Here is a 19,438-nt window from a genome sequence, read left to right on the forward strand (position 1 = left end):
TTTTCTGTTGCATCGCCACGCGCCCCGCGAGGTTTCTGAGAACTTGCTATGGTCGAAAGACGCTCGTCCCCCGAGCGATGATCACCGGCCCACCGTGATCTCACGCGTCAGATGCCCGAACGCTCGCCGACGCGATCCACGAATCCCGTTCGAGGATGCACTGCTGTTCGGTGCGCCCGGAAACGGCCGTCCCGAAAGGAGCCGCACCCCGGGCCACTCGTCTGTGTGCTGCGATGCGCCTCAGTGGTCCAGGTTCGTTCTCACCATGTCGACCGCTTACCGCAGCCCCCGCAATCCCCAACACCAGACGACGCAGTACTCCCCCACCTAGCGGGACTCGTTCTCCATCGACAGGCGGCATCGCCGCATCACGACGAGAAAGCGAGTACCCGGTGGAAGAATTCACCACACTGTCAGGCCCGATCGTGGTCCTGCTCATGCTGCTGTTCTTCGGCGGCAGCCTCTACATGTCCATCCGCATCTCCCGAAGAAGGGAGAACGCCGACGGATACATGACCGGCGGCGGCAAGATCGGCTTCGGCATCTCGGCCGCGTCGATGACGGCCACCTGGATCTGGGCATCCTCGATGTACGCCTCTGCGACATCCGGATACACCTACGGCATCTCCGGGCCCATCCACTACGGCCTCTGGGGCGCGCTGATGATCCTGCTCATCTACCCCTTCGGGCGACGCATCCGCAAGGTCGCGCCCCACGCGCACACCATCGCCGAAGTGATGTTCGCCCGGCACGGGCGCTCGAGCCAGCTCATGCTCGCCGGCTCCAACGTGCTCGGGAGCCTGATCAGCCTCACATCGAACCTGATCGCCGGCGGGGCGCTGGTCGCGATGCTGTCGCCCTTCACGTTCACGCAGGGCATCGTCGCCATCGCGATCGGTGTCCTCGCCTACACGCTGTGGTCCGGTTTCCGGGCCTCCGTGCTGACGGACTTCGCGCAGGTCATCGCCATGCTGGGGGCGGTCGCGATCATCGTCCCGGTGATCTTCTTCGCCGCGGGGGGACCCGAGTTGTTCGTCACGGGCGCGTCGAACCTCACGCCGCAGCAGGGAGACTTCTTCTCCTCGGATGCGTTCTTCAACCAGGGAGCGCCGTACATCGCGGCCGTGCTGGCCTATGCCATCGGGAACCAGACCATCGCGCAGCGTCTCTTCGCGGTCCGCGAGGACCTGATCAAGAAGACGTTCGTCACTGCGACCTTCGGCTACGGCGCATCGATCATCGGTATCGGCATGCTGGGCGTGCTCGCCCTGTACGCCGGAGTCCAGCCCATGGACGGCGATGTGAACAACCTGATCCCGCAGATGGCGTCGACCTATCTGCCGCCGCTGCTGATCTGCGTGTTCTTCGTCATGATCATCGGATCGCTGTCCTCCACTGCGGATGCCGACATGACAGCGCTCTCGTCGATCATGATGGCCGACGTCTACGGACAGAACATCGCGGGGAAGAAGAACGCGAGCCCGAAGACGATGCTGCTCGTCGGCCGACTCACGATGATCGGTGCGACGGCCGCTGCGCTCTGCTTCGCGTCGATGCAGTTCAACATCCTCGACCTGCTGGTCTTCGTCGGCGCGATGTGGGGAGCACTCGTCTTCCCCGTCATCGCGAGCTTCTACTGGGATCGCGTCACGAACTCCGCGTTCAGCATCGCCGTGATAGCCGCCCTCGCCGCATTCCTACCGGTGCGTTTCGAGTGGATCTCGCTATCCGGCGGTTGGGGGCTCGTGAGTGACATCCTGTCGGTCATCGGGATCGGGGTGGTCCTCGCCCTGATGTCGTTCGGCTTCTTCGGCCTGCGGGTGGCACTGATCGTCGGCGTGCTCGCCACCGTCATCTCGGCCCCGTTCGCGATCGGCTTCCTCCACGAGTACCCGGTGCTGTCGGGCTCGCTGGTGGCCTACGCGGTGAGCACGCTCGTCTGCGTGGGGCTCACCATGTTGAACAGGACGAGGAGATTCGACTTCGACCTGATCAAGGAACGCACCGGCAGCTTCGACACCGTGGCGGTCGCGCCGACCGCCGATGTGAAGGGCGACAACACGCTCGCCGGAAAGGACGCCTGATGGAGACCCTGCTGTTGACCGCCTACGTGCTGGTGTGGCCGATCATCGTCGTCGGCGTGCTCACCGTCGTGATCCGCGCTTTCGTGAGAGATGCCAAGGAAGCGAAACGCGAAGGACGCGACATCATCTGACGACCGAGGACCCCGCTCAGGCAACGACGATCGCCTGTGCGGGGTCTTCGGGGTACTGACCGTAACTCCCGGCCTCAGACGACCAGGCATAGCGTCGAGTCATGACCACTCACCTCACACTGAACAACGGCGTCGCGATGCCCGCACTGGGTTTCGGTGTCTTCCAGACTCCCCCCGTCGAGACCGCGGACGCCGTCGCTTCCGCTCTCGAGGTCGGATACCGACTCATCGACACCGCGGCGGCATACGGGAACGAACGCGGCGTGGGCGACGCGCTCCGGGGGTCGGGTTTCCCGCGCGACGAGGTCTTCATCGAGACGAAGGTCTGGATCTCCGACTACGGGTATTCGGAGACGCTCCACGCGTGGGAGAAGAGCGTCCGCAAGCTGCAGGTCGACGTGATAGACCTCTTCGTCCTCCACCAAGCCCTTCCCGGCGAGTTCGATCGCACCATCAGCGCCTACAGGGCTCTCGAGGCCCTGCTCGCGGAGGGCAAGGTCCGAGCGATCGGCGTGAGCAACTTCATGGTGCCCCATCTCGAACTGCTGCTCGCAGAGACCACCGTCGTGCCGGCGGTGAACCAGATCGAGGTGCACCCGTACTTCTCGCAGAAGCCGCTGCAGCGGTTCGGCACGGAGCACGGCATCCTCACCCAGGCATGGTCGCCGATCGGCGGCATCACGTCGTACCGAGGAGACGAATCCCGGAGCACGTTCAACGACCCCGTGATCCGTGCGATCGCCGAGGCGCACGGCAAGACGGCCGCTCAGGTGATGTTGCGCTGGCATCTCCAGAACGGCGTCCAGGCCATTCCTAAGTCCGTCACGCCCGCTCGCATCACCGAGAACTTCGATGTCTTCGACTTCGTCCTCAGCGCCGATGAGATCAGCCGCATCGACGATCTGGACTTCGGTGTGCGCGGTGGACCTGAGCCTGAGGCCATCACGCTTGAGGCGTTCGGGCGCGAGATTCCCGAAGAGTGAGGTCGGCGCCGGCCGCCGCGCTACTCGATCTGGACACGGACGACGCGGTCGTCGCCTTCGCGCGGATCGCCACGCCCGTCCGTGTTGTTCGTGAGGATCCAGAGCGACCCGTCCGGAGCGACCGCGACGTCACGCAGCCTCCCGAGCGCGCCGACGAAGTGCTCCTCGACGCTGCGGAGGTCGGAGAGCGGCACACTCCGAAGTCGCTCTCCTCGGAGGTTCGCGATGAAGATCGATCCCGATGTCATCGCGATGCCACTCGGACTCGCGATGTCCGGCTGCCACTGCTGGACGGGATCGATGAATTCGTCGCGATCGGCGATGCCCTCGACCGTCGGCCACCCGTAGTCGCCGCCCGGGATGATCACGTTCAGTTCGTCCCAGGTGTCCTGCCCGAACTCACTCGCATACAGGATGCCGTCCTCATCCCACGCGAGCCCCTGCGGGTTGCGGTGGCCGAAGCTGTAGACGGGTGATCCGGCAACAGGATTGTCCTGTGGGATCTCCCCGTCGGGCGTGATGCGGAGGATCTTCCCTGCCAGCGAGTCCAGGTCCTGTGCGCCATCGCGATCTCCTGCGTCTCCGACCGTGACGTAGAGCATGCCGTCCGGGCCGAAGGCGATCCGTCCGCCGTTGTGGTTCCCCGCGGCCGGGAGATCGGAGAGGATCGTCTCCGACCGGCCGAGCTCCATCGCCCCCGGCAGCCCCGACAGGGCGAAACGCTGCACCCTGTTCTCGTCGGCGGCCGTCGAATACGTGTACAGCCACGCATCCCGTACCGCGATGCCGAGGAGCCCGCCCTCGCCGCGCGGCTCGACTCCGGGAACCACGCCGACCTCACGCAGCGCCCCCTCTTCCGAGACCTCGACGATGCGGGCGGTGTCACGTTCACTGATCAACGCGACGTCTCCGGAGAAGGCGATGGACCAGGGGGCCGCCAGACCTTCCGCGATCGTCGTGACTTCGCCGAGTGACATCTGCCCGGACTCCGCAGGGCGCGTCGGGGCCGGTGGCGTGGGATTGGTCGGCGCGCACGCGACAAGTGCGATCGCACCAAGCCACAGGGCAAGCGACGTCTTCACCATCCGCACTGCCGCCACCATCCTCGCTCCCTCCGCCGATGGACTCGACACTATTCGCGTCGCAGGCCAGGGAGAAGGCCGCGTGTCCGAGGCGGCGCGTAGCCTGCCACGGTGTCGTCCGAACTCACGCTCCCGGGTCCGTGCGCCCTCTGCGGGAACGCGCGGGGCATCCGCCGAGACGGTGCCTTGTGCTGCACCTCCTGCGGCTGGCGCTACGGTGACGCTCCCGATCCCGACCTCCACCTCCCCCGGGTCGACGTGGTCTACTACATCCGCTTCGACCGCCGCGTGAAGATCGGCACGAGCCGCCGTCCGCGGCAGAGATTGGCGAGCATCCGGCATGAAGAGCTCCTCGCCTTCGAGCGCGGAGGGCGATCTGTCGAGCAGCAACGCCACAGGGACTTCGCCGGCATCCGTGAAGGAGGCGAATGGTTCACGTTCACGGATGAGCTCCGCACCCACGTCGCCGCGCTCCAGCGGGAGGGCGATCCCTGGCGGCTCTATGGCCGCTGGGTGAGCGACGCGCTCCGCGGCGTCGAAGGCACACGGGACTAGCCGGACATGACGATGCCGGGCGACTGCTTCGGGAAGTCCAGTCGCCCGGCACCGCGTCCGGGGGTGGGGTCAGGCCGTCGCGGCGCGTCCCCGGGCGGTCGCGGGCTGCGGCTGGGAGAACAGCACCACGAGGATCACGGCGACCCCGACCACGACGTGCGGGAGCCAGACGTTGAGCGCCTCACCGGCGAATCCGAAGATCCACGGCGAGAGAGCGAGGAACAGACTGGCGACGATGTCGAACACGAGGTGGACGGGCATCGGGATGAATCCGAAGGGGCCCCACTCGTACTTCGTGAAGAGGCTGTAGACGATCAGACCGACGCCGAGCACGATCGGGATGATGACCGCTGCTCCGCCGACGCTCGCGAAGCCGAACAGCCAGGGGGCGGCGATGAGCGCGATGCCGACGATGTAGTCGAGGACTCCGTGGACCTTGGTGGGGATGAAACGCATGATTCCTCCTTGGGTGGCGCCGCTTTTCGCGACTCACCGATGGTTCGAAGCACACGTCCGATCGGATTGCTCCCCGGTTCATGCGATTTCTCCGCGTCGGAGGCAGCCGAGACCTCAGCCGTCGACGGACCAGCCGTAGCGCCGTGCGAGAGCTGCTCCGACACGGTCGTAACGGCGGCGGTCGAGGACAGCGGCCTCGCGACGCAGCCCGCGCTCGTGCACGCTGTACAACTGTTCGATGTCCACCCAGGACTCTCGGCCCTGAGAATCCCACGCGCCCGACCCGATCGAGAGGTAGTCGTGCTCCCCGTCGTGCGGCTTGCTGGTCATCCGCACCGCGTAGACGCGATCGGCGGACTCACGCCCGATCACGAGCACGGGGCGGTCTTTCCCGCGCCCGTCGTTCTCCTCGTACGGGACCCAAGTCCAGACGATCTCGCCTGCATCCGGTGCGCCGTCCCGCTGCGGCGCGTAGGCCACTCGCAGACTCCGGATGCGCCCCGGGTCGATGCGTACGGTCTCCGTGCCGCGACCGCGTCCGCGATCCGCGTCCCGCTCCGAACGCGAGGCACCCTCCTGAGGGGTGCGTAGACGCGCGTCCGGGCGCCTCGGACCTGATGTCCGAGACGCCCGGCCGGAGCCCACTGCCTTGAGCAGGATCTCCGCGAGTGTTGCCAGGATGCCGTTGGTCTTGCTCACACGGTCACCCTAACCGCAGATCACGCGTCGGCGAGTGCGTAGCCCTCCTCGCCGTGCACGACCTGGTCGACACCGGCGATCTCGTCTTCGTTCGTGACGCGGAAGCCGATCGTCTTCTGGATGGCGAAGCCGATGATGAAGGCCACGACGAACGAGTAGATCAGCACGCCGAGGGCGGCGATCAGCTGCACGGCGAGCTGGCGCGCATCCCCACCGACGAACAGTCCGGTCTCGGTGGCGAAGAACCCGAGGTAGAGCGTTCCGATGAGGCCGCCGACGAGGTGGATGCCCACGACATCGAGCGAGTCGTCGAAGCCCAGACGGAACTTCAGCTCGATGGCGAGTGCGCAGACGACACCGGCGAGTGCGCCGAGCAGCAGGGCCCAGCCCGGCGTGAGGTTGGCGCATGCCGGGGTGATCGCGACCAGACCGGCGACGGCTCCCGAGGCGGCGCCGACCGAGGTGGGCTTGCCGTCCTTGATCTTCTCGACCAGGATCCAGCCGAGGATGGCTGCGGCGGTCGCACCCAGAGTGTTCAGACCGATGAGTCCCACACCGCCCATGTCCTCCGCGAGCCACTCGGCGCCGGCGTTGAAGCCGAACCAGCCGAACCACAGCAGGGCGGCACCGAGGAGCGTCAGCGGCACGTTGTGCGGCTTCAGGATGCCCTTCTGGAAGCCGATGCGCTTGCCGAGGACCAGAGCCAGGGCCAGGGCCGCGGCACCCGCGTTGATGTGCACGGCCGTTCCGCCGGCATAGTCGATCACGCCGATGCCGCTGTCCTCACCGAAGAGCGTGGTGCCGAGGTTCATGATCCAGCCACCGCCCCAGACCCACGCGGCCACGGGGAAGTAACCCACCGTCGCGAAGATACCGGCGAAGATCAGCCAGCTGCCGAACTTCGCGCGATCCGCGATCGCCCCGGAGATCAGGGCGACGGTGATGATCGCGAAGGTGGCACCGTAGGCGACGCCGAGGAGAGCGACGTTCGACCCCTCGCCTGCGGCCAGGCTCGACAAGCCGAAGTCGGCGAACGGGTTGCCTGCGAAGGCGGTCGGGCTGTCGACGGCGCTCATCGAGAAGCCGAAGAGAATCCACAGCACGGCGACGAGTCCGATGGAGCCGAAGCTCATCATCATCATGCTGACGACGCTCTTCGCCTTGACGAGACCGCCGTAGAAGAAGGCGACGCCGGGCGTCATGAGCAGCACCAGCGCTGTCGCGGTGATCGCCCACGAGATGTTGCCGGGAGCATCCATAGGAAAACCTCACATCCGAAGTAATTGAGAGCTTCAGTGTGACGACCTGCGGTTTCGCCAATGCGTGAGGTTTGTTTCCCCGCTGTTACAGCGCGGCTCCGCCCGTGAACATCGCGTTACGCGCGCCTCCGGGCTTACGCAGAATGTGTCAGGGCGTTGAGTCGGGAGATGGCGCGCAGGTACTTCTTGCGGTACCCGCCGGCGAGCATCTCGTCGGAGAACACCGCATCGAGGCCGAGCCCGGTGGCGAGGATCGGGATCTGCGCGTCGTACACGCGGTCGACGAAGGCGACGAAGCGCAATGCCTCCGACTGATCGGTCAGCCGACGGACGTCGCGCACACCCACGCCGCCGAGGCCGTCGATGAGTCGGATGTAGCGCGACGGATGCACCTGTGCGAGGTGGCGGATCAGATCGTCGAAGCGGTCATCAGACGCGGCGCCTGTCGCCGCAGCTGCCGCGACGGCCGCAGCGTAGGCGTCGTCGTCGAGCACCACGGCGTGACCGTCGAGGGCGCGCTGGCGGAAGTCGACGCCGTCGATGCGCAGCGTCTGGAAGCTGTCGGACATGGCATGGATCTCGCGCAGGAAGTCCTGTGCGGCGAAGCGTCCCTCACCGAGTGCGTTGGGAGGGGTGTTCGAGGTGGCGGCGAGCCTGGTGCCAGTCGGAACGAGCTCGCCCAACAGGCGCGTCATGACCATCGTGTCGCCCGGGTCATCGAGCTCGAACTCGTCGATGCACAACAGGTCGGCGCCCTTGAGCAGGTCGACGGTGTTCTTGTAGCCGAGCGCGCCGACGAGGGCGGTGTACTCGATGAACGAGCCGAAGTACTTCCGACGAGCCGGCATCGCGTGGTAGATCGAGGCGAGCAGGTGTGTCTTGCCCACACCGAATCCACCGTCGAGGTAGACGCCCGGTTTGAGCTCCGGCTCCTTCTTCGCCCGACTGAACAGACCTCCGCGCTTCACGGGGGCACCTCGTCCGGCGAAGCGCATCAGCGTCTCCTTCGCCTCTTCCTGCGAGGGGTAGGCGGGGTCCGCGCGGTAGCTGTCGAACGTCGCAGTGTCGAACTGCGGCGGCGGCACCAGGCTCGCCAGCATCTCGGGTCCGCTGACGGTCGGCTGGCGCTCGGTGAGGTGCACGATTCCCGTGCGGCTGGTCGGGTCGGTCATCACGGTCCTGGATCAGGTGCTCACCTGTGTCGAAGTCTTACGAATCGGGCGCAGGGTGCTCGGCGGGGATCTATCGTCGAAGGGACGGAACAACACTACGCCGTCTGCAGCAGCACCCTCGTCCGCTCAACGCTTCGGAGACCCCATGGCCATCGAGTTCGATTCCTCCTCCCCCAAGTTCGCCGAGTACGCCGAGCCGGGCCGCCTCGTGACCACGCAGTGGCTCGCGGAGCGGCTGGGGACCCCCGGCCTCGTGGTGGTCGAATCCGATGAAGACGTCCTGCTCTACGAGACCGGCCACATCCCGGGAGCGGTGAAAGTGGACTGGCACACCGAGCTCAACGACCCGGTGGTGCGTGACTACGTCGACGGCGAGGGCTTCGCCGAACTGCTCAGCCGCAAGGGCATCGCCCGTGACGACACGGTCGTGATCTACGGCGACAAGAACAACTGGTGGGCCGCCTACGCCCTCTGGGTGTTCTCCCTGTTCGGCCACGAGGACGTGCGCCTGCTCGACGGCGGACGTGACCGCTGGATCGCCGAAGGACGGGAACTCACCCGGGAGGCGACCTCCCGGCCGGCCACGGAGTACCCCGTGGTCGAGCGCGACGACTCCGTGATCCGCGCCTACAAGGAAGACGTCCTGGCGCACATCGGCAGCCCTCTGATCGATGTGCGCTCGCCCGAGGAGTACTCCGGTGAGCGCACCACGGCACCCGCGTACCCCGAGGAGGGGACGCTGCGAGCGGGGCACATCCCCACCGCGCAGAGCGTGCCGTGGGCGAAGGCGGTCGCGGAAGACGGCGGTTTCCGCCCCCGGGCCGAGCTCGACGCGATCTACCGTGACGGCGCCGGCCTGAATGACGGCGACGACGTCGTCGCCTACTGCCGTATCGGTGAGCGGTCGAGCCACACCTGGTTCGTGCTCAAGCACCTCCTCGGGTTCGAGAACGTCCGCAACTACGACGGTTCCTGGACGGAGTGGGGCAGCGCAGTGCGCGTGCCGATCGTCGCGGGCTCAGAGCCGGGTACCGTCTGAGCGTGTGACAATGACAGGGATGAGCACGAGCGACGTTCCTGACACCCTTGCCGAGATCCGCGAGGGATTCCTGGAGACCCCGGAGTCGGATCGGCTCCTCCTGCTGCTCGAGTTCTCGGACGAGCTCCCGGACGTCTCCGACGAGGTCGCGGCGCACCCCGAGATGTACGAGCGGGTCGCAGAGTGCCAATCTCCCGTGTACATCCACGTCGAGGTGCAGGACGACATCGTGACCATGCATGCGACGGCGCCTCCGGAGGCGCCGACCACCCGCGGGTTCGCGAGCATCCTGGTGCAGGGGCTCACCGGACTCACCGCCGATGAGGTGCTCGCCATCCCGAACGACTACCCGCAGTCGATCGGCCTCACCAGAGCCGTGTCGCCGTTGCGTATCGGAGGCATGACCGGGATGCTGATGCGGGCGAAGAACCAGGTCATGCAGAAGCGCTGAGACCCTTGGCGTCGAGCCAGTCCGTGATCGCGGTGGTCCATCCGGTCTGGTCGTAGTTCCACAGCTTCGTGTGACGGGCGACCGCGAACTTCGGCATCGTCACGAGGTCGGGGCGCGCGTTCTGAAGGGCATGGGACGAATCCGCTGGCACGAAGCCGTCGTCGTCGCTGTGCAGGATCAGGATCGGTGCGGTCAGTTCTTCCGCCCGGGCGACCATGTCCAGGCGATCGAAATGGATCGGCTCGTCTGCGCCGCTGAGGCGCGCGGTGAGAGGCATCTGCAGCGCCCCCATGGCGAGCTCGGGCAAGGGCGGCCGCACTCCGGCGAGCTTCGCCTGGAACCGCAGCACCGTGCGCCAGTCGACGACAGGGGACTCGAGGATGATCCCCGCGATGCGGTCTCTGTGGCCCGAACTCACCGCGGCCTGCAGCGAGACCGCTCCCCCCATCGACCAGCCCATCAGGATGACCTGCTCTGCGCCGTGTCGGAGCGCGTACGCGATGGCGGCATCGACGTCACGCCACTCCGACGCCCCGAGCGCATACGCACCGGCCCTGGTGCGGGGAGCCTCGCCATCGTTGCGGTATGACACCACCAGGGTCGGAAGACCCGCGGCGTGCATGACCGGCACGGCGCGAAGGCACTCCGCCCGTGTCGCTCCTCGGCCGTGCACCTGGATCACCCACGTCGACGACGATGCAGGGAAGTACCAGGCAGGGCACGGGCCCGCGGGAGAACCGATCAGAAGGTTCTCCCACTGCAGGTGCAGCTCGCTCGGAGTGGAGTAGTAGTAGCCGCTGAATGCCGCAGCGCGATCCACTCGCGCACCGGGTTCGATCTGCGTGAGCAGCTTGCGTCGCACGGTCGTGCTGTCTGCACTGAGCACCGCACCGAGCTTGACGTAGCCGTACGTCCCTGTCGTGAACAGGCCGTAGCGCCCGGGGAGCTCGGTGTCGGGAGTGCGCTGCAGTTCGATGGTCTGCGCACCGGTATCGACCGCGAGGATCTGCGTATCGGTCGGTCGGCGCATCGGGGTGACGACCCGACGGGCTACCGCGAACACGACGAGAGCGAACGCTGCCCCGAAGGCGAACAGCGCGGGGACAAGGAGCGTAACGGCGTGCCTGAGACTCTTCATCGCTTCCTGACTCTAGCCTGTTGCCGTGACCGCACACCCCGAGGCCGGGACGCCTTTCGAGAGCGCCGTGGCCGAACTGCGCGAGACCGAGTTCCGCGATGACATCACGGTACGCGAGATCGCCACGCCACAGGGCCTCGCACCCTTCGCCATCGCCCTCGCCGCCGACGTGCGCCCGGAGAGCGACGGCGAGTCGGTGTACGGCACTGGCCGGTTCGTCCTGCTGCACGATCCGGACGAGCCCGGCGCATGGGGCGGCTCGTGGCGCATCGTCATCTTCGCGCAGGCTCCACTGGAGACCGAGATCGGCACCGATCCCCTGCTCGCCGACGTCACCTGGTCGTGGTTGGTCGATGCGCTCGATTCGCGGGATGCGGTCTATCACTCGGAATCGGGGACGTCGACGAAGACGCTGTCGAAGGGATTCGGCGGGCTCGCCATCGAAGGCGACGGCGCGCAGATAGAATTGCGTGCGTCCTGGACTCCGGAGGGCCCGTTCCGACCGCACGTCGAAGCATGGGCCGAGCTGGTCGGAATGCTGGCGGGACTTCCGCCCGGCTCCGAGGGCATCGCCGTGATCGGCGCGCGAAAGGCTGTACGTGACTGAATACTCCGTGATCTCGGATGCTGAGGAGTTCCGCGCGGCCTGCGCCGTGCTCGCTGCGGGCACCGGCCCCGTCGCCGTGGACGTGGAACGCGCGTCCGGCTTCCGTTACTCGCAACGCGCCTATCTGGTGCAGGTGTTCCGGCGCGATGCCGGGGTCTTCCTCTTCGACCCGCCGGCCATCGGCGACTTCGCTCCTCTCCAGGAGGCGATCGGAGACGTCGAGTGGGTTCTGCATGCCGCGAGCCAGGACCTGCCCTCACTGCGGGAGCTGCGCCTCGAGCCTCCGGTGATCTTCGACACCGAACTCGCGTCCCGTCTGCTCGGGCACGAGCGGGTCGGACTCGGCGCCGTCGTCGAGGACACGCTGGGCATCACGCTGAAGAAGGAGCACTCGGCGGCCGACTGGTCGACGCGTCCGCTCCCCGACTCCTGGCTCGAGTATGCCGCGCTCGACGTGCTGCACCTGATCGATGTCCGCGATGTCCTCGTGCTCGAGCTGGGGGAGCAGAACAAGACGGAGTACGCCGCCCAGGAGTTCGCCGCCACTCTCGCCCGCGCGCCCAAGCCACCGAGGGAAGACCCCTGGCGCCGGCTCAGTGGCCTGCACCAGGTGCGCGGTGCTCGCAACCTCGCGGTCGCACGTTCGCTCTGGCAGGCCCGTGAGGCCTACGCACAGGACCAGGACGTCTCCCCCGGCCGGCTCGTTCCCGACCGTTCACTCGTCGCCGCAGTGATGGCCAACCCTCCGTCGAAGCAGGCCCTCGCCGGCATCAAGGAGTTCCAGGGCCGCGCGAGCCGCACGCAGCTCGACAGGTGGTGGCAGGCGATCGTCGATGGGCGGGCATCGGAAGAGCTCCCGCGCGAGCGTGTCCCGAGCGACACGCTTCCTCCCCCGCGCGCATGGGCCGATCGCAACCCCGAAGCGGATGCGCGGCTCAAGGCCGCGCGTCCTGTCGTGGAAGCCATCGCCGAGGAGTTGGGGATGCCGACCGAGAACCTCCTCACCCCGGAGTACCTCCGCCGCGTGGCATGGGATCTCCCCGGTGAGACGGCGGAGGAGATCGGGGATGCGCTGGCAGCACTCGGAGCCCGCCCCTGGCAGATTGAACAGACCGCACAGAAGATCGCGGCCGCCTTTGTAGAGGCGGCGCAAACGCCCGACAGCACCTCCGCACCCGCTTCGTAGGTTCGAACCAACCGATTCCTCCCTGTTTCCCGGGCTTCATAGACTGAGGCCACGCACTAACTTGGAGGCAGAGTGGCCGAGATCTCGGACGTCTTCTTCGTCGATGGAGTACGCACCCCTTTCGGGCGCGCCGGCGAAAAGGGCATGTACTGGAACACCCGCGCGGATGACCTCGCCGTCAAGGCGACCATCGGCTTGATGGAGCGCAATGCCTCCGTCCCGGCCGACCGCATCGACGACGTCGCCATCGCGGCGACGAGCCAGACCGGCGACCAGGGGCTGACGCTCGGGCGCTCGGTGGCGATCCTCGCGGGCCTTCCGCAGACGGTGCCCGGCCTCGCGGTCGAGCGCATGTGCGCCGGCGCGATGACCAGCGTCACCACGATGGGCGCATCGATCGGTGTCGGCATGTACGACTTCGCCCTCGCCGGCGGCGTCGAGCACATGGGGCACCACCCGATCGGCGGGAACGCCGATCCGAACCCGCGGTTCGTGGCGGAGAAGATGGTCGACCCCGGTGCGCTCAACATGGGTGTCACGGCTGAGCGCATCTTCGACCGCTTCCCGCACCTCACCAAGGAACGCTCCGACCGCTTCGGCATGTTGAGCCAGCACAAGGTGCAGGCGGCATACGACGCAGGCAAGATCCAGCCCGACCTCGTGTCCGTGGCGATCAAGGGTGCCGACGGCGCCTGGGGCCTCGCCACCGAGGACGAAGGTCGACGCCCGCAGACCACGATGGAAGACCTCGCCGCGCTGAAGACGCCGTTTCGCCCGCACGGACGCGTCACCGCAGGCACCTCGTCCCCTCTCACCGACGGCGCGACGATGTCGCTGCTCGCCGGTGGTGGTGCGGTCAAGGAGTTCGGACTGGCACCGAAGATGCGGATGGTCTCGTTCGCGTTCGCCGGGGTCCAGCCCGAGATCATGGGCATCGGCCCGATCCCGTCGACCGAGAAGGCCCTCAAGAGAGCCGGTCTCACGATCGACGACATCGGTCTCTTCGAGCTCAACGAGGCCTTCGCCATCCAGGTGATCTCCCTGCTCGACCACTTCGGGATCGCCGACGACGATCCGCGTGTCAACCAGTGGGGCGGCGCCATCGCCCTCGGGCACCCGCTCGCCGCGTCCGGTGTGCGCCTCATGATCCAGCTCGCGGCGCAGTTCGCCGAGCGTCCCGACGTCCGCTACGGCCTCACCGCCATGTGCGTGGGTCTCGGCCAGGGCGGTTCGGTCATCTGGGAGAACCCGCACTACGACGGCAAGAAGAAGAAGTGAGCGCGAACGTGACCGACTACGACGACATCGACTTCTCCCCCATCCAGGCGCTCACCGAGGGCGAGGTCATCACACAGTCGCCGGTGCGCGACATCCGTCTCGCCTCCGGCAAGGTGCTGGCACTGATCACGCTCGACAACGGCCGCGATCACACCCGCCCGAACACGCTCGGACCCGCGACGCTCACCCAGCTGGGCGAGACACTCGACAGCCTCAAAGCCAGGGCAGCGACCGGCGAGATCCAGGCGGTCGGCATCACCGGCAAGCAGTACATCATGGCGGCCGGCGCCGATCTCTCGGACATCAGCAAGGTCGGGTCCAGGGACAACGCGCGCCTCATCGCGCAGTTGGGCCACAAGGTGCTCGGCAAGCTCGGCGACCTCGGTGTGCCGTCCTTCGCGTTCGTGAACGGACTCGCGCTCGGCGGCGGGCTGGAGATCGCGCTGAACTCCACATACCGCACGGTCGACGCCTCGGCGGCGGCAGTGGCGCTTCCCGAGGTCTTCCTCGGCATCATCCCCGGCTGGGGTGGCGCCTACCTGCTGCCGAACCTCATCGGTATCGAGAACGCGCTCGAGGTGGTCATCTCGAACCCGCTCAAGCAGAACCGCATGCTGAAGCCGCAGCAGGCGTTCGACCTCGGGATCTTCGACGCGATCTTCCCCGCGGCGAACTACCTCGAGAACTCGCTCTCCTGGGCGGATGCGGTACTCGGCGGCACGAAGGTCGAGCGCAAGAACGAGCCGGGCAAGCTCGAGCGCCTCACCAAGTGGCCGATCGCGATCAAGATGGCGCGCGGCATGCTGGAGTCGAAGATCGGCACCGTGCCGAAGTCGCCGTACGCCGCCCTCGAGCTGCTCGACAAGGCGAAGAGCGGCACCAAGGCGGAGGGCTTCGCCCGCGAGGACGAGGCGCTGGCGGAACTCGTGACCGGGGACCAGTTCGCCGCGTCGATGTACGCGTTCGACCTGGTGCAGAAGCGTGCGAAGCGTCCGGTCGGTGCGCCCGACAAGCAGCTCGCGAAGAAGGTCACCAAGGTCGGCATCATCGGCGCCGGTCTCATGGCCAGCCAGTTCGCACTGCTGTTCGTGCGCAAGCTCCAGGTGCCTGTGCTCATCACCGACCTGGATCAGGCACGCGTCGACAAGGGCGTCGCCTACATCCATGAGGAGATCGGCAAGCTCGAGGCCAAGGGACGTCTTGACTCCGACAGCGCGAACAAGCTGCGTGCGCTGGTCACCGGCACGACCGACAAGAGCCTCTACGCGGACTGCGACTTCGTCATCGAGGCCGTGTTCGAAGAAGTCGGCGTCAAGCAGCAGGTGTTCGGTGAGATCGAGAAGATCATCGCCGAGGACGCGATCCTCGCGACCAACACCTCCTCCCTGTCGGTCGAGGAGATCGGGTCGAAGCTCGCGCACCCGGAGCGTCTGGTCGGTTTCCACTTCTTCAACCCGGTCGCAGTCATGCCGCTGATCGAGATCGTGAAGACCCCGGTGACCGCCGACGCCGCGCTGTCGACGGCCTTCGTGGTCGCGAAGAACCTGGGGAAGAACGCGGTGCTCACCGCCGACGCCCCCGGCTTCGTCGTGAACCGGCTGCTCGCGAAGGTCATGGGCGAAGCCGCACGTGCCGTCTACGAGGGCACGCCGATCGCCGAGGTCGAGAAGGCCTTCGGACCCCTCGGACTCCCGATGGGCCCGTTCCAGCTGATCGACCTGGTCGGCTGGAAGGTCGCCGCCCACGTGCAGGACACGATGGTGCATGCGTTCCCCGACCGGTTCTACGCCAACGAGAACTTCCACGCGCTCGCCGAGCTCGACACGGTCGTGGAGAAGGACAAGGGCGGACGCGTCGTCGGCTGGAGCAAGCAGGCGGAGAAGGTCTTGAAGCCGGCGGTGGGCAAGACTCCGGCCACGGCCGCGACCATCCTCCAGCGCGTGCAGGACGGTCTGGCGCAGGAGATCAAGCTCATGCTCGACGAGGGCGTCGTCCCCGAGGTCGAGGACATCGATCTGTGCCTGATCCTCGGCGCCGGTTGGCCTTTCATCGACGGCGGCGCCTCGCCGTACCTCGACCGCGAAGGTGCATCCGAGCGGGCTTTCGGCGGCTCCTTCCACACCCCGCAGATCCGCGGCGTCGAAAGCCGCTGATCGCCGGACACGATCCCGCGAAGCGCCCCACAGGATTCTCAGCGAATCCGGTGGGGCGCTTCGTCGTCCGACGCCCCGACAAGCCCTAGCCTGGATCGATGATCTCTCGCCCGTCTCCGCGCACCGCCGAGCAGCCGATGGCCTTCAGCCGGCGCGAGTTCTGGCGCGGCGCCGTTGCGGCCTGGATCACCTTCAACGCCCTGTTCCTCCTGGTGACGACCGTCGTCCTCGCCATCATGTCGCGCTCCCTGCAGACCGTCTTCTCGATCCTGATCCTGGTGGCATGGTTCCAGCTGCTCTTCGTCGTGGCCACCTCCGCTCTGGCGACCGTCATCGGCAGCGGGGCCGCCGTCGTGCTGGGCCGGCTTCTGCGGACCACGGCGGGCATGCGGCGACACCTCATCGCTTTCGCAGGACTCGGTCTCGTAGTCGGAGGCGTCGTCATCGCGGTCGTCGGCACCTGGCCCACGAACCCGACCGGGGAGTTCGGGTCTTTGTTGACGAACATCACCGAGCCGTACATCGCACTTCCGCTACTGGGGATGAGCGCCGTCAGCGTCGCCTACGGCTGGTACTGGACAGCGTCACGGGCGCTGTCCGAAGACCCTGCACCGCATAGCCCTGTCATCGAGGCTCAGCTCTCCGGCTGAACCGGGCGCGCGTCGTCTTCACCGCGATGAGGCCAGTACGACAGCGCCCGCTCCGCCAGTGCGGTGATCGTGAGAGAGGGATTCACCCCGGGATTCGCGGGCACGGCGGCACCGTCGACAACGTGCAGGCCGGGGTGTCCCCAGACCCGGTGATACCCGTCGATGACACCGTCCGTGGGTGACGCCGAGATGACGGCACCGCCGAGGAAGTGCGCGGTGAGGGGGATGCCGAACACCTCCGGCCAGGATCCACGTGCAGCGGCGGGCACCCCGCCATCCGCCTCGACCCGCGCGGCGATCGCCGCCGCCGCCGCATGGGCCTGGGGCAGATAGCTCGGGTTCGGCTCCCCGTGTCCCTGTGCGCTCGTCATGATGAGGCGGCCGAAGCGGCGGCGCAGGGAGAGCGTCAGCGAGTTGTCCGCTGTCTGCATGACCAGCGCGATGATACCCCGCTCGCTCCAGCGGCGGAGGCTCCCGAGACGGAACTGCCGCACCGGGGAACGGAGCATCTGGGCGACCAGACTTCGCAGTCGCACCCCTATCGGGCGTCCACCGGGGACGATGACGGTAGCGAGTGCACCCATCAGGTTCGACCCTGGCCCGTAGCGGACGTTCTCGACGTGCGTCCGGTCGTCGACGTGGAACGACGTGGTGATCGCGACGCCGCGGGCGAGCTGCAGCGAGTTCGGGACGCTCACGGCCACCGCACCGTCGAGGGCCTCCGAGTTAGTGCGGGTGAGCCGACCTACGGCGTCCGAGACCCGCGGCAGAGCCCCGGACTCCTTCATCCGGTGCAGCAGCTGCTGCGTGCCCCAGGTGCCGGCAGCGAGCACGACCTGCCCGGCCGTCACGGTCTTCCGCGCATGGCGGAACCAGGCCCCGCTGCGCTGCGTTGTCACCGCGAACCCTCCTTCGGGGAGCTCACGCACCTCACTCACCGTGCGGAGGGCCTCGATCGCGACTCCGCGGCGCTCCGCGAGAGCCAGGTAGTTCTTCATGAGCGTGTTCTTCGCGCCGACGCGACAGCCCACCATGCAGTTGCCGCACAGTGTGCACCCGGTGCGATCGGGCCCCTCGCCGCCGAAGAACGGGTCCGGCGTGCGCTCCCCCGGCTTCCCGAACCAGACCCCGACCGGCGCGTGCCGGAACATCGAGCCGACGCCGAGATCGTCAGCGGCGCCGGCCATGATCCGCTCCACAGGGCCCGTGTGCGGGTACCGGTCGACGACTCCGAGCATCCTCTTGGCCGTCGCATAGTGCGGTGCCAGTTCGGGCTCCCACTCCGCGATGCCCTGCCACTGCGGGTCGGCGAAGAAAGCCGCGCCCGGCTGATACAGCGTGTTCGCGTAGTTGAGCGATCCGCCGCCCACCCCCGCCCCGGCCAGGATCATCACGTGCGGCAACCGGTGGATACGCTGCACACCGTAACAGCCGAGCGCTGGCGCCCAGAGGTAGCGGCGGACGTCCCAGCTGGTCTTCGCGAAGTCGTCGTCCTCGAGGCGGCGGCCCGCCTCGTAGACGCGAACACGGTAGCCCTTCTCCGCCAGTCGCAGAGCAGCGACCGAACCTCCGAAACCGGAACCCACGATCACGACATCCTCGTCGAACTCAGTCATCGCTCTCCTTCGGCACCATCATCGTCAGCGCGCCGGGAAGCACCGAGATGGTGCACTCATCCTCGCCGATGCGCTCGCCGTCCGCGTAGACCACGAGGCCGGGTGCCGACACCGTGACGGACCGGGCACGACGGTGCGCGACCTCACCGCGCGCGAGATGCGTTCCGCGCAGCAGCAGCGGGAAGAGACGCAGCAGGCGCATGCGGCCCAATGGCGCGACATGGACGATGTCGAGGAGTCCGTCGTCAGGGACTGCTCCGGCGCAGATCGGCATACCCCCTCCGTAGCTGGACGTGCTGCCGGCGGCGATCAGCGTGCCCGGCGAGCTCCTGGCGGCTTCCCCGTCGACGGCGATGCGGAAGTCCATTGTCCGCAATCGCGCGAGCTCGATGAGCAGCGCAAGGTAATAGCGAGGTGCGCCGTGCGACCAGCGGAGCCTGTTGGTGCGGTCGCTGACCTTCGCGTCGAAGCCCAGCGCCGCGATGGTCAGGAAGCTCCGGCTGCCCTTCGCCGTGCGAACGACACCGACGTCGATCGCTCGCGGCACGCCGATGAGGGCGAGTTCGGCGGCAGCCCGTGCGTCAGCACGCGGGAGCCCCAGGGCTCGGGCGAGATCGTTCCCCGTGCCCGCTGGCACCAGGACGACCGGGACGGAGGCGGCGCACACCGTGTCGAGCACTCCGGCCAGCGTGCCATCACCGCCCACGACCACGAGGAGACGAGGGCCGTCGGCCAGCGCGTCGACGGCGAGCCGGGCGGTGTCGGCGGCGGAGGCACCCGCGTACGTGCGCACCTCGGCACCGCGCTCCCGGAGAAATCGAACGGCTGCCTCCGCCGCTCGCCCGCCCCGGCCCTTTCCGGCGAAAGGGTTCGCGAGCACGGCGATGTGCTCGGACACG

19 protein-coding genes are annotated in these 19,438 nt (G+C 67.4%); 11 read left to right on the forward strand and 8 right to left on the reverse strand.

The genetic code is table 11. From position 1 onward, the window contains the following. Positions 1–437 precede the first annotated feature (437 nt). From AB4070_RS02305 to AB4070_RS02315, 3 genes are all read left to right on the forward strand, one after another. Positions 438–2,084, forward strand: coding sequence for a sodium:solute symporter family protein (locus AB4070_RS02305; protein ID WP_441979024.1), 1,647 nt, complete (start codon positions 438–440; stop codon positions 2,082–2,084). Continuing rightward, on the forward strand, positions 2,084–2,215 hold the full coding sequence (locus AB4070_RS02310; protein WP_441978731.1) for a putative transporter small subunit: 132 nt from the start codon (positions 2,084–2,086) through the stop codon (positions 2,213–2,215). The genes AB4070_RS02305 and AB4070_RS02310 overlap by 1 nt, the downstream gene beginning before the upstream one ends. 101 nt (positions 2,216–2,316) lie before the next feature. Beyond that, positions 2,317–3,198, forward strand: coding sequence for an aldo/keto reductase (locus tag AB4070_RS02315; protein WP_441978732.1), 882 nt, complete (start codon positions 2,317–2,319; stop codon positions 3,196–3,198). Between the two features lie 20 nt (positions 3,199–3,218). Here AB4070_RS02315 and AB4070_RS02320 read toward each other — a convergent pair whose 3' ends face one another. After that, on the reverse strand, positions 3,219–4,175 hold the full coding sequence (locus tag AB4070_RS02320) for a PQQ-dependent sugar dehydrogenase (protein WP_441978733.1): 957 nt from the start codon (positions 4,173–4,175) through the stop codon (positions 3,219–3,221). A 216-nt stretch (positions 4,176–4,391) separates the two neighbouring features. Here AB4070_RS02320 and AB4070_RS02325 point away from each other — a divergent pair, with 216 nt between their 5' ends. After that, positions 4,392–4,835, forward strand: a complete 444-nt coding sequence (locus tag AB4070_RS02325; protein WP_441978734.1) for a GIY-YIG nuclease family protein — start codon at positions 4,392–4,394, stop codon at positions 4,833–4,835. A gap of 69 nt (positions 4,836–4,904) precedes the next feature. Here AB4070_RS02325 and AB4070_RS02330 read toward each other — a convergent pair whose 3' ends face one another. The 4 genes from AB4070_RS02330 to zapE form a co-directional block, all read right to left on the reverse strand. Next, positions 4,905–5,291, reverse strand: coding sequence for an SPW repeat domain-containing protein (locus tag AB4070_RS02330; RefSeq protein ID WP_441978735.1), 387 nt, complete (start codon positions 5,289–5,291; stop codon positions 4,905–4,907). Positions 5,292–5,405: 114 nt separating this feature from the next. Then, entirely contained in the window at positions 5,406–5,990 is a 585-nt protein-coding gene (locus AB4070_RS02335) for a type II toxin-antitoxin system PemK/MazF family toxin (protein WP_441978736.1), read from the reverse strand. 20 nt (positions 5,991–6,010) lie between these two features. After that, positions 6,011–7,249: an ammonium transporter gene (locus AB4070_RS02340; protein WP_046747195.1), complete on the reverse strand. Its 1,239-nt coding sequence runs from the start codon at positions 7,247–7,249 to the stop codon at positions 6,011–6,013. 134 nt (positions 7,250–7,383) lie between these two features. Further along, positions 7,384–8,421, reverse strand: a complete 1,038-nt coding sequence (gene zapE / locus AB4070_RS02345) for a cell division protein ZapE (RefSeq protein ID WP_441978737.1) — start codon at positions 8,419–8,421, stop codon at positions 7,384–7,386. Between the two features lie 145 nt (positions 8,422–8,566). Here zapE and AB4070_RS02350 point away from each other — a divergent pair, with 145 nt between their 5' ends. Both AB4070_RS02350 and AB4070_RS02355 read left to right on the forward strand, forming a co-directional pair. Further along, the gene (locus AB4070_RS02350) at positions 8,567–9,460 is read left to right on the forward strand and encodes a sulfurtransferase (protein WP_441978738.1); all 894 of its coding nucleotides are present in this window, start codon (positions 8,567–8,569) and stop codon (positions 9,458–9,460) included. A 19-nt stretch (positions 9,461–9,479) separates the two neighbouring features. After that, the gene (locus AB4070_RS02355) at positions 9,480–9,911 is read left to right on the forward strand and encodes a SufE family protein (RefSeq protein ID WP_441978739.1); all 432 of its coding nucleotides are present in this window, start codon (positions 9,480–9,482) and stop codon (positions 9,909–9,911) included. On the opposite strand, the gene AB4070_RS02360 is transcribed toward AB4070_RS02355, so the two are convergent. Further along, entirely contained in the window at positions 9,895–11,049 is a 1,155-nt protein-coding gene (locus AB4070_RS02360; protein ID WP_441978740.1) for an alpha/beta hydrolase family protein, read from the reverse strand. The two genes, AB4070_RS02355 and AB4070_RS02360, sit on opposite strands and share 17 nt — an antisense overlap. A gap of 25 nt (positions 11,050–11,074) precedes the next feature. Between AB4070_RS02360 and AB4070_RS02365 the strand changes: the two genes are divergently transcribed. The 5 genes from AB4070_RS02365 to AB4070_RS02385 all read left to right on the forward strand — a co-directional run bounded on the left by AB4070_RS02365 (position 11,075) and on the right by AB4070_RS02385 (position 16,923). Further along, complete coding sequence (locus AB4070_RS02365; protein ID WP_058631752.1) at positions 11,075–11,656, forward strand: DUF3000 domain-containing protein; 582 nt, start codon at positions 11,075–11,077, stop codon at positions 11,654–11,656. Further along, entirely contained in the window at positions 11,649–12,842 is a 1,194-nt protein-coding gene (locus AB4070_RS02370) for a ribonuclease D (protein WP_441978741.1), read from the forward strand. Before AB4070_RS02365 ends, AB4070_RS02370 begins: the two co-directional genes overlap by 8 nt. 72 nt (positions 12,843–12,914) lie before the next feature. Next, positions 12,915–14,120 carry a thiolase family protein gene (locus AB4070_RS02375; protein WP_441978742.1) on the forward strand — a complete coding sequence of 402 codons (1,206 nt, stop codon included), beginning with the start codon at positions 12,915–12,917 and terminating at the stop codon, positions 14,118–14,120. An 8-nt stretch (positions 14,121–14,128) separates the two neighbouring features. After that, entirely contained in the window at positions 14,129–16,273 is a 2,145-nt protein-coding gene (locus AB4070_RS02380; protein ID WP_441979025.1) for a 3-hydroxyacyl-CoA dehydrogenase NAD-binding domain-containing protein, read from the forward strand. 98 nt (positions 16,274–16,371) lie between these two features. Next, positions 16,372–16,923 (forward strand): hypothetical protein, encoded by a 552-nt coding sequence (locus AB4070_RS02385; RefSeq protein WP_441978743.1) that lies wholly within the window; start codon positions 16,372–16,374, stop codon positions 16,921–16,923. On the opposite strand, the gene AB4070_RS02390 is transcribed toward AB4070_RS02385, so the two are convergent. After that, the gene (locus AB4070_RS02390; protein ID WP_441978744.1) at positions 16,908–18,539 is read right to left on the reverse strand and encodes a GMC oxidoreductase; all 1,632 of its coding nucleotides are present in this window, start codon (positions 18,537–18,539) and stop codon (positions 16,908–16,910) included. The two genes, AB4070_RS02385 and AB4070_RS02390, sit on opposite strands and share 16 nt — an antisense overlap. Further along, entirely contained in the window at positions 18,532–19,437 is a 906-nt protein-coding gene (locus AB4070_RS02395; RefSeq protein WP_441978745.1) for a YegS/Rv2252/BmrU family lipid kinase, read from the reverse strand. Before AB4070_RS02395 ends, AB4070_RS02390 begins: the two co-directional genes overlap by 8 nt. Position 19,438: the final 1 nt, after the last annotated feature.

This window comes from Microbacterium sp. 2RAF4 (assembly GCF_052115285.1).
GTDB classification, from domain to species: domain Bacteria; phylum Actinomycetota; class Actinomycetes; order Actinomycetales; family Microbacteriaceae; genus Microbacterium; species Microbacterium oxydans.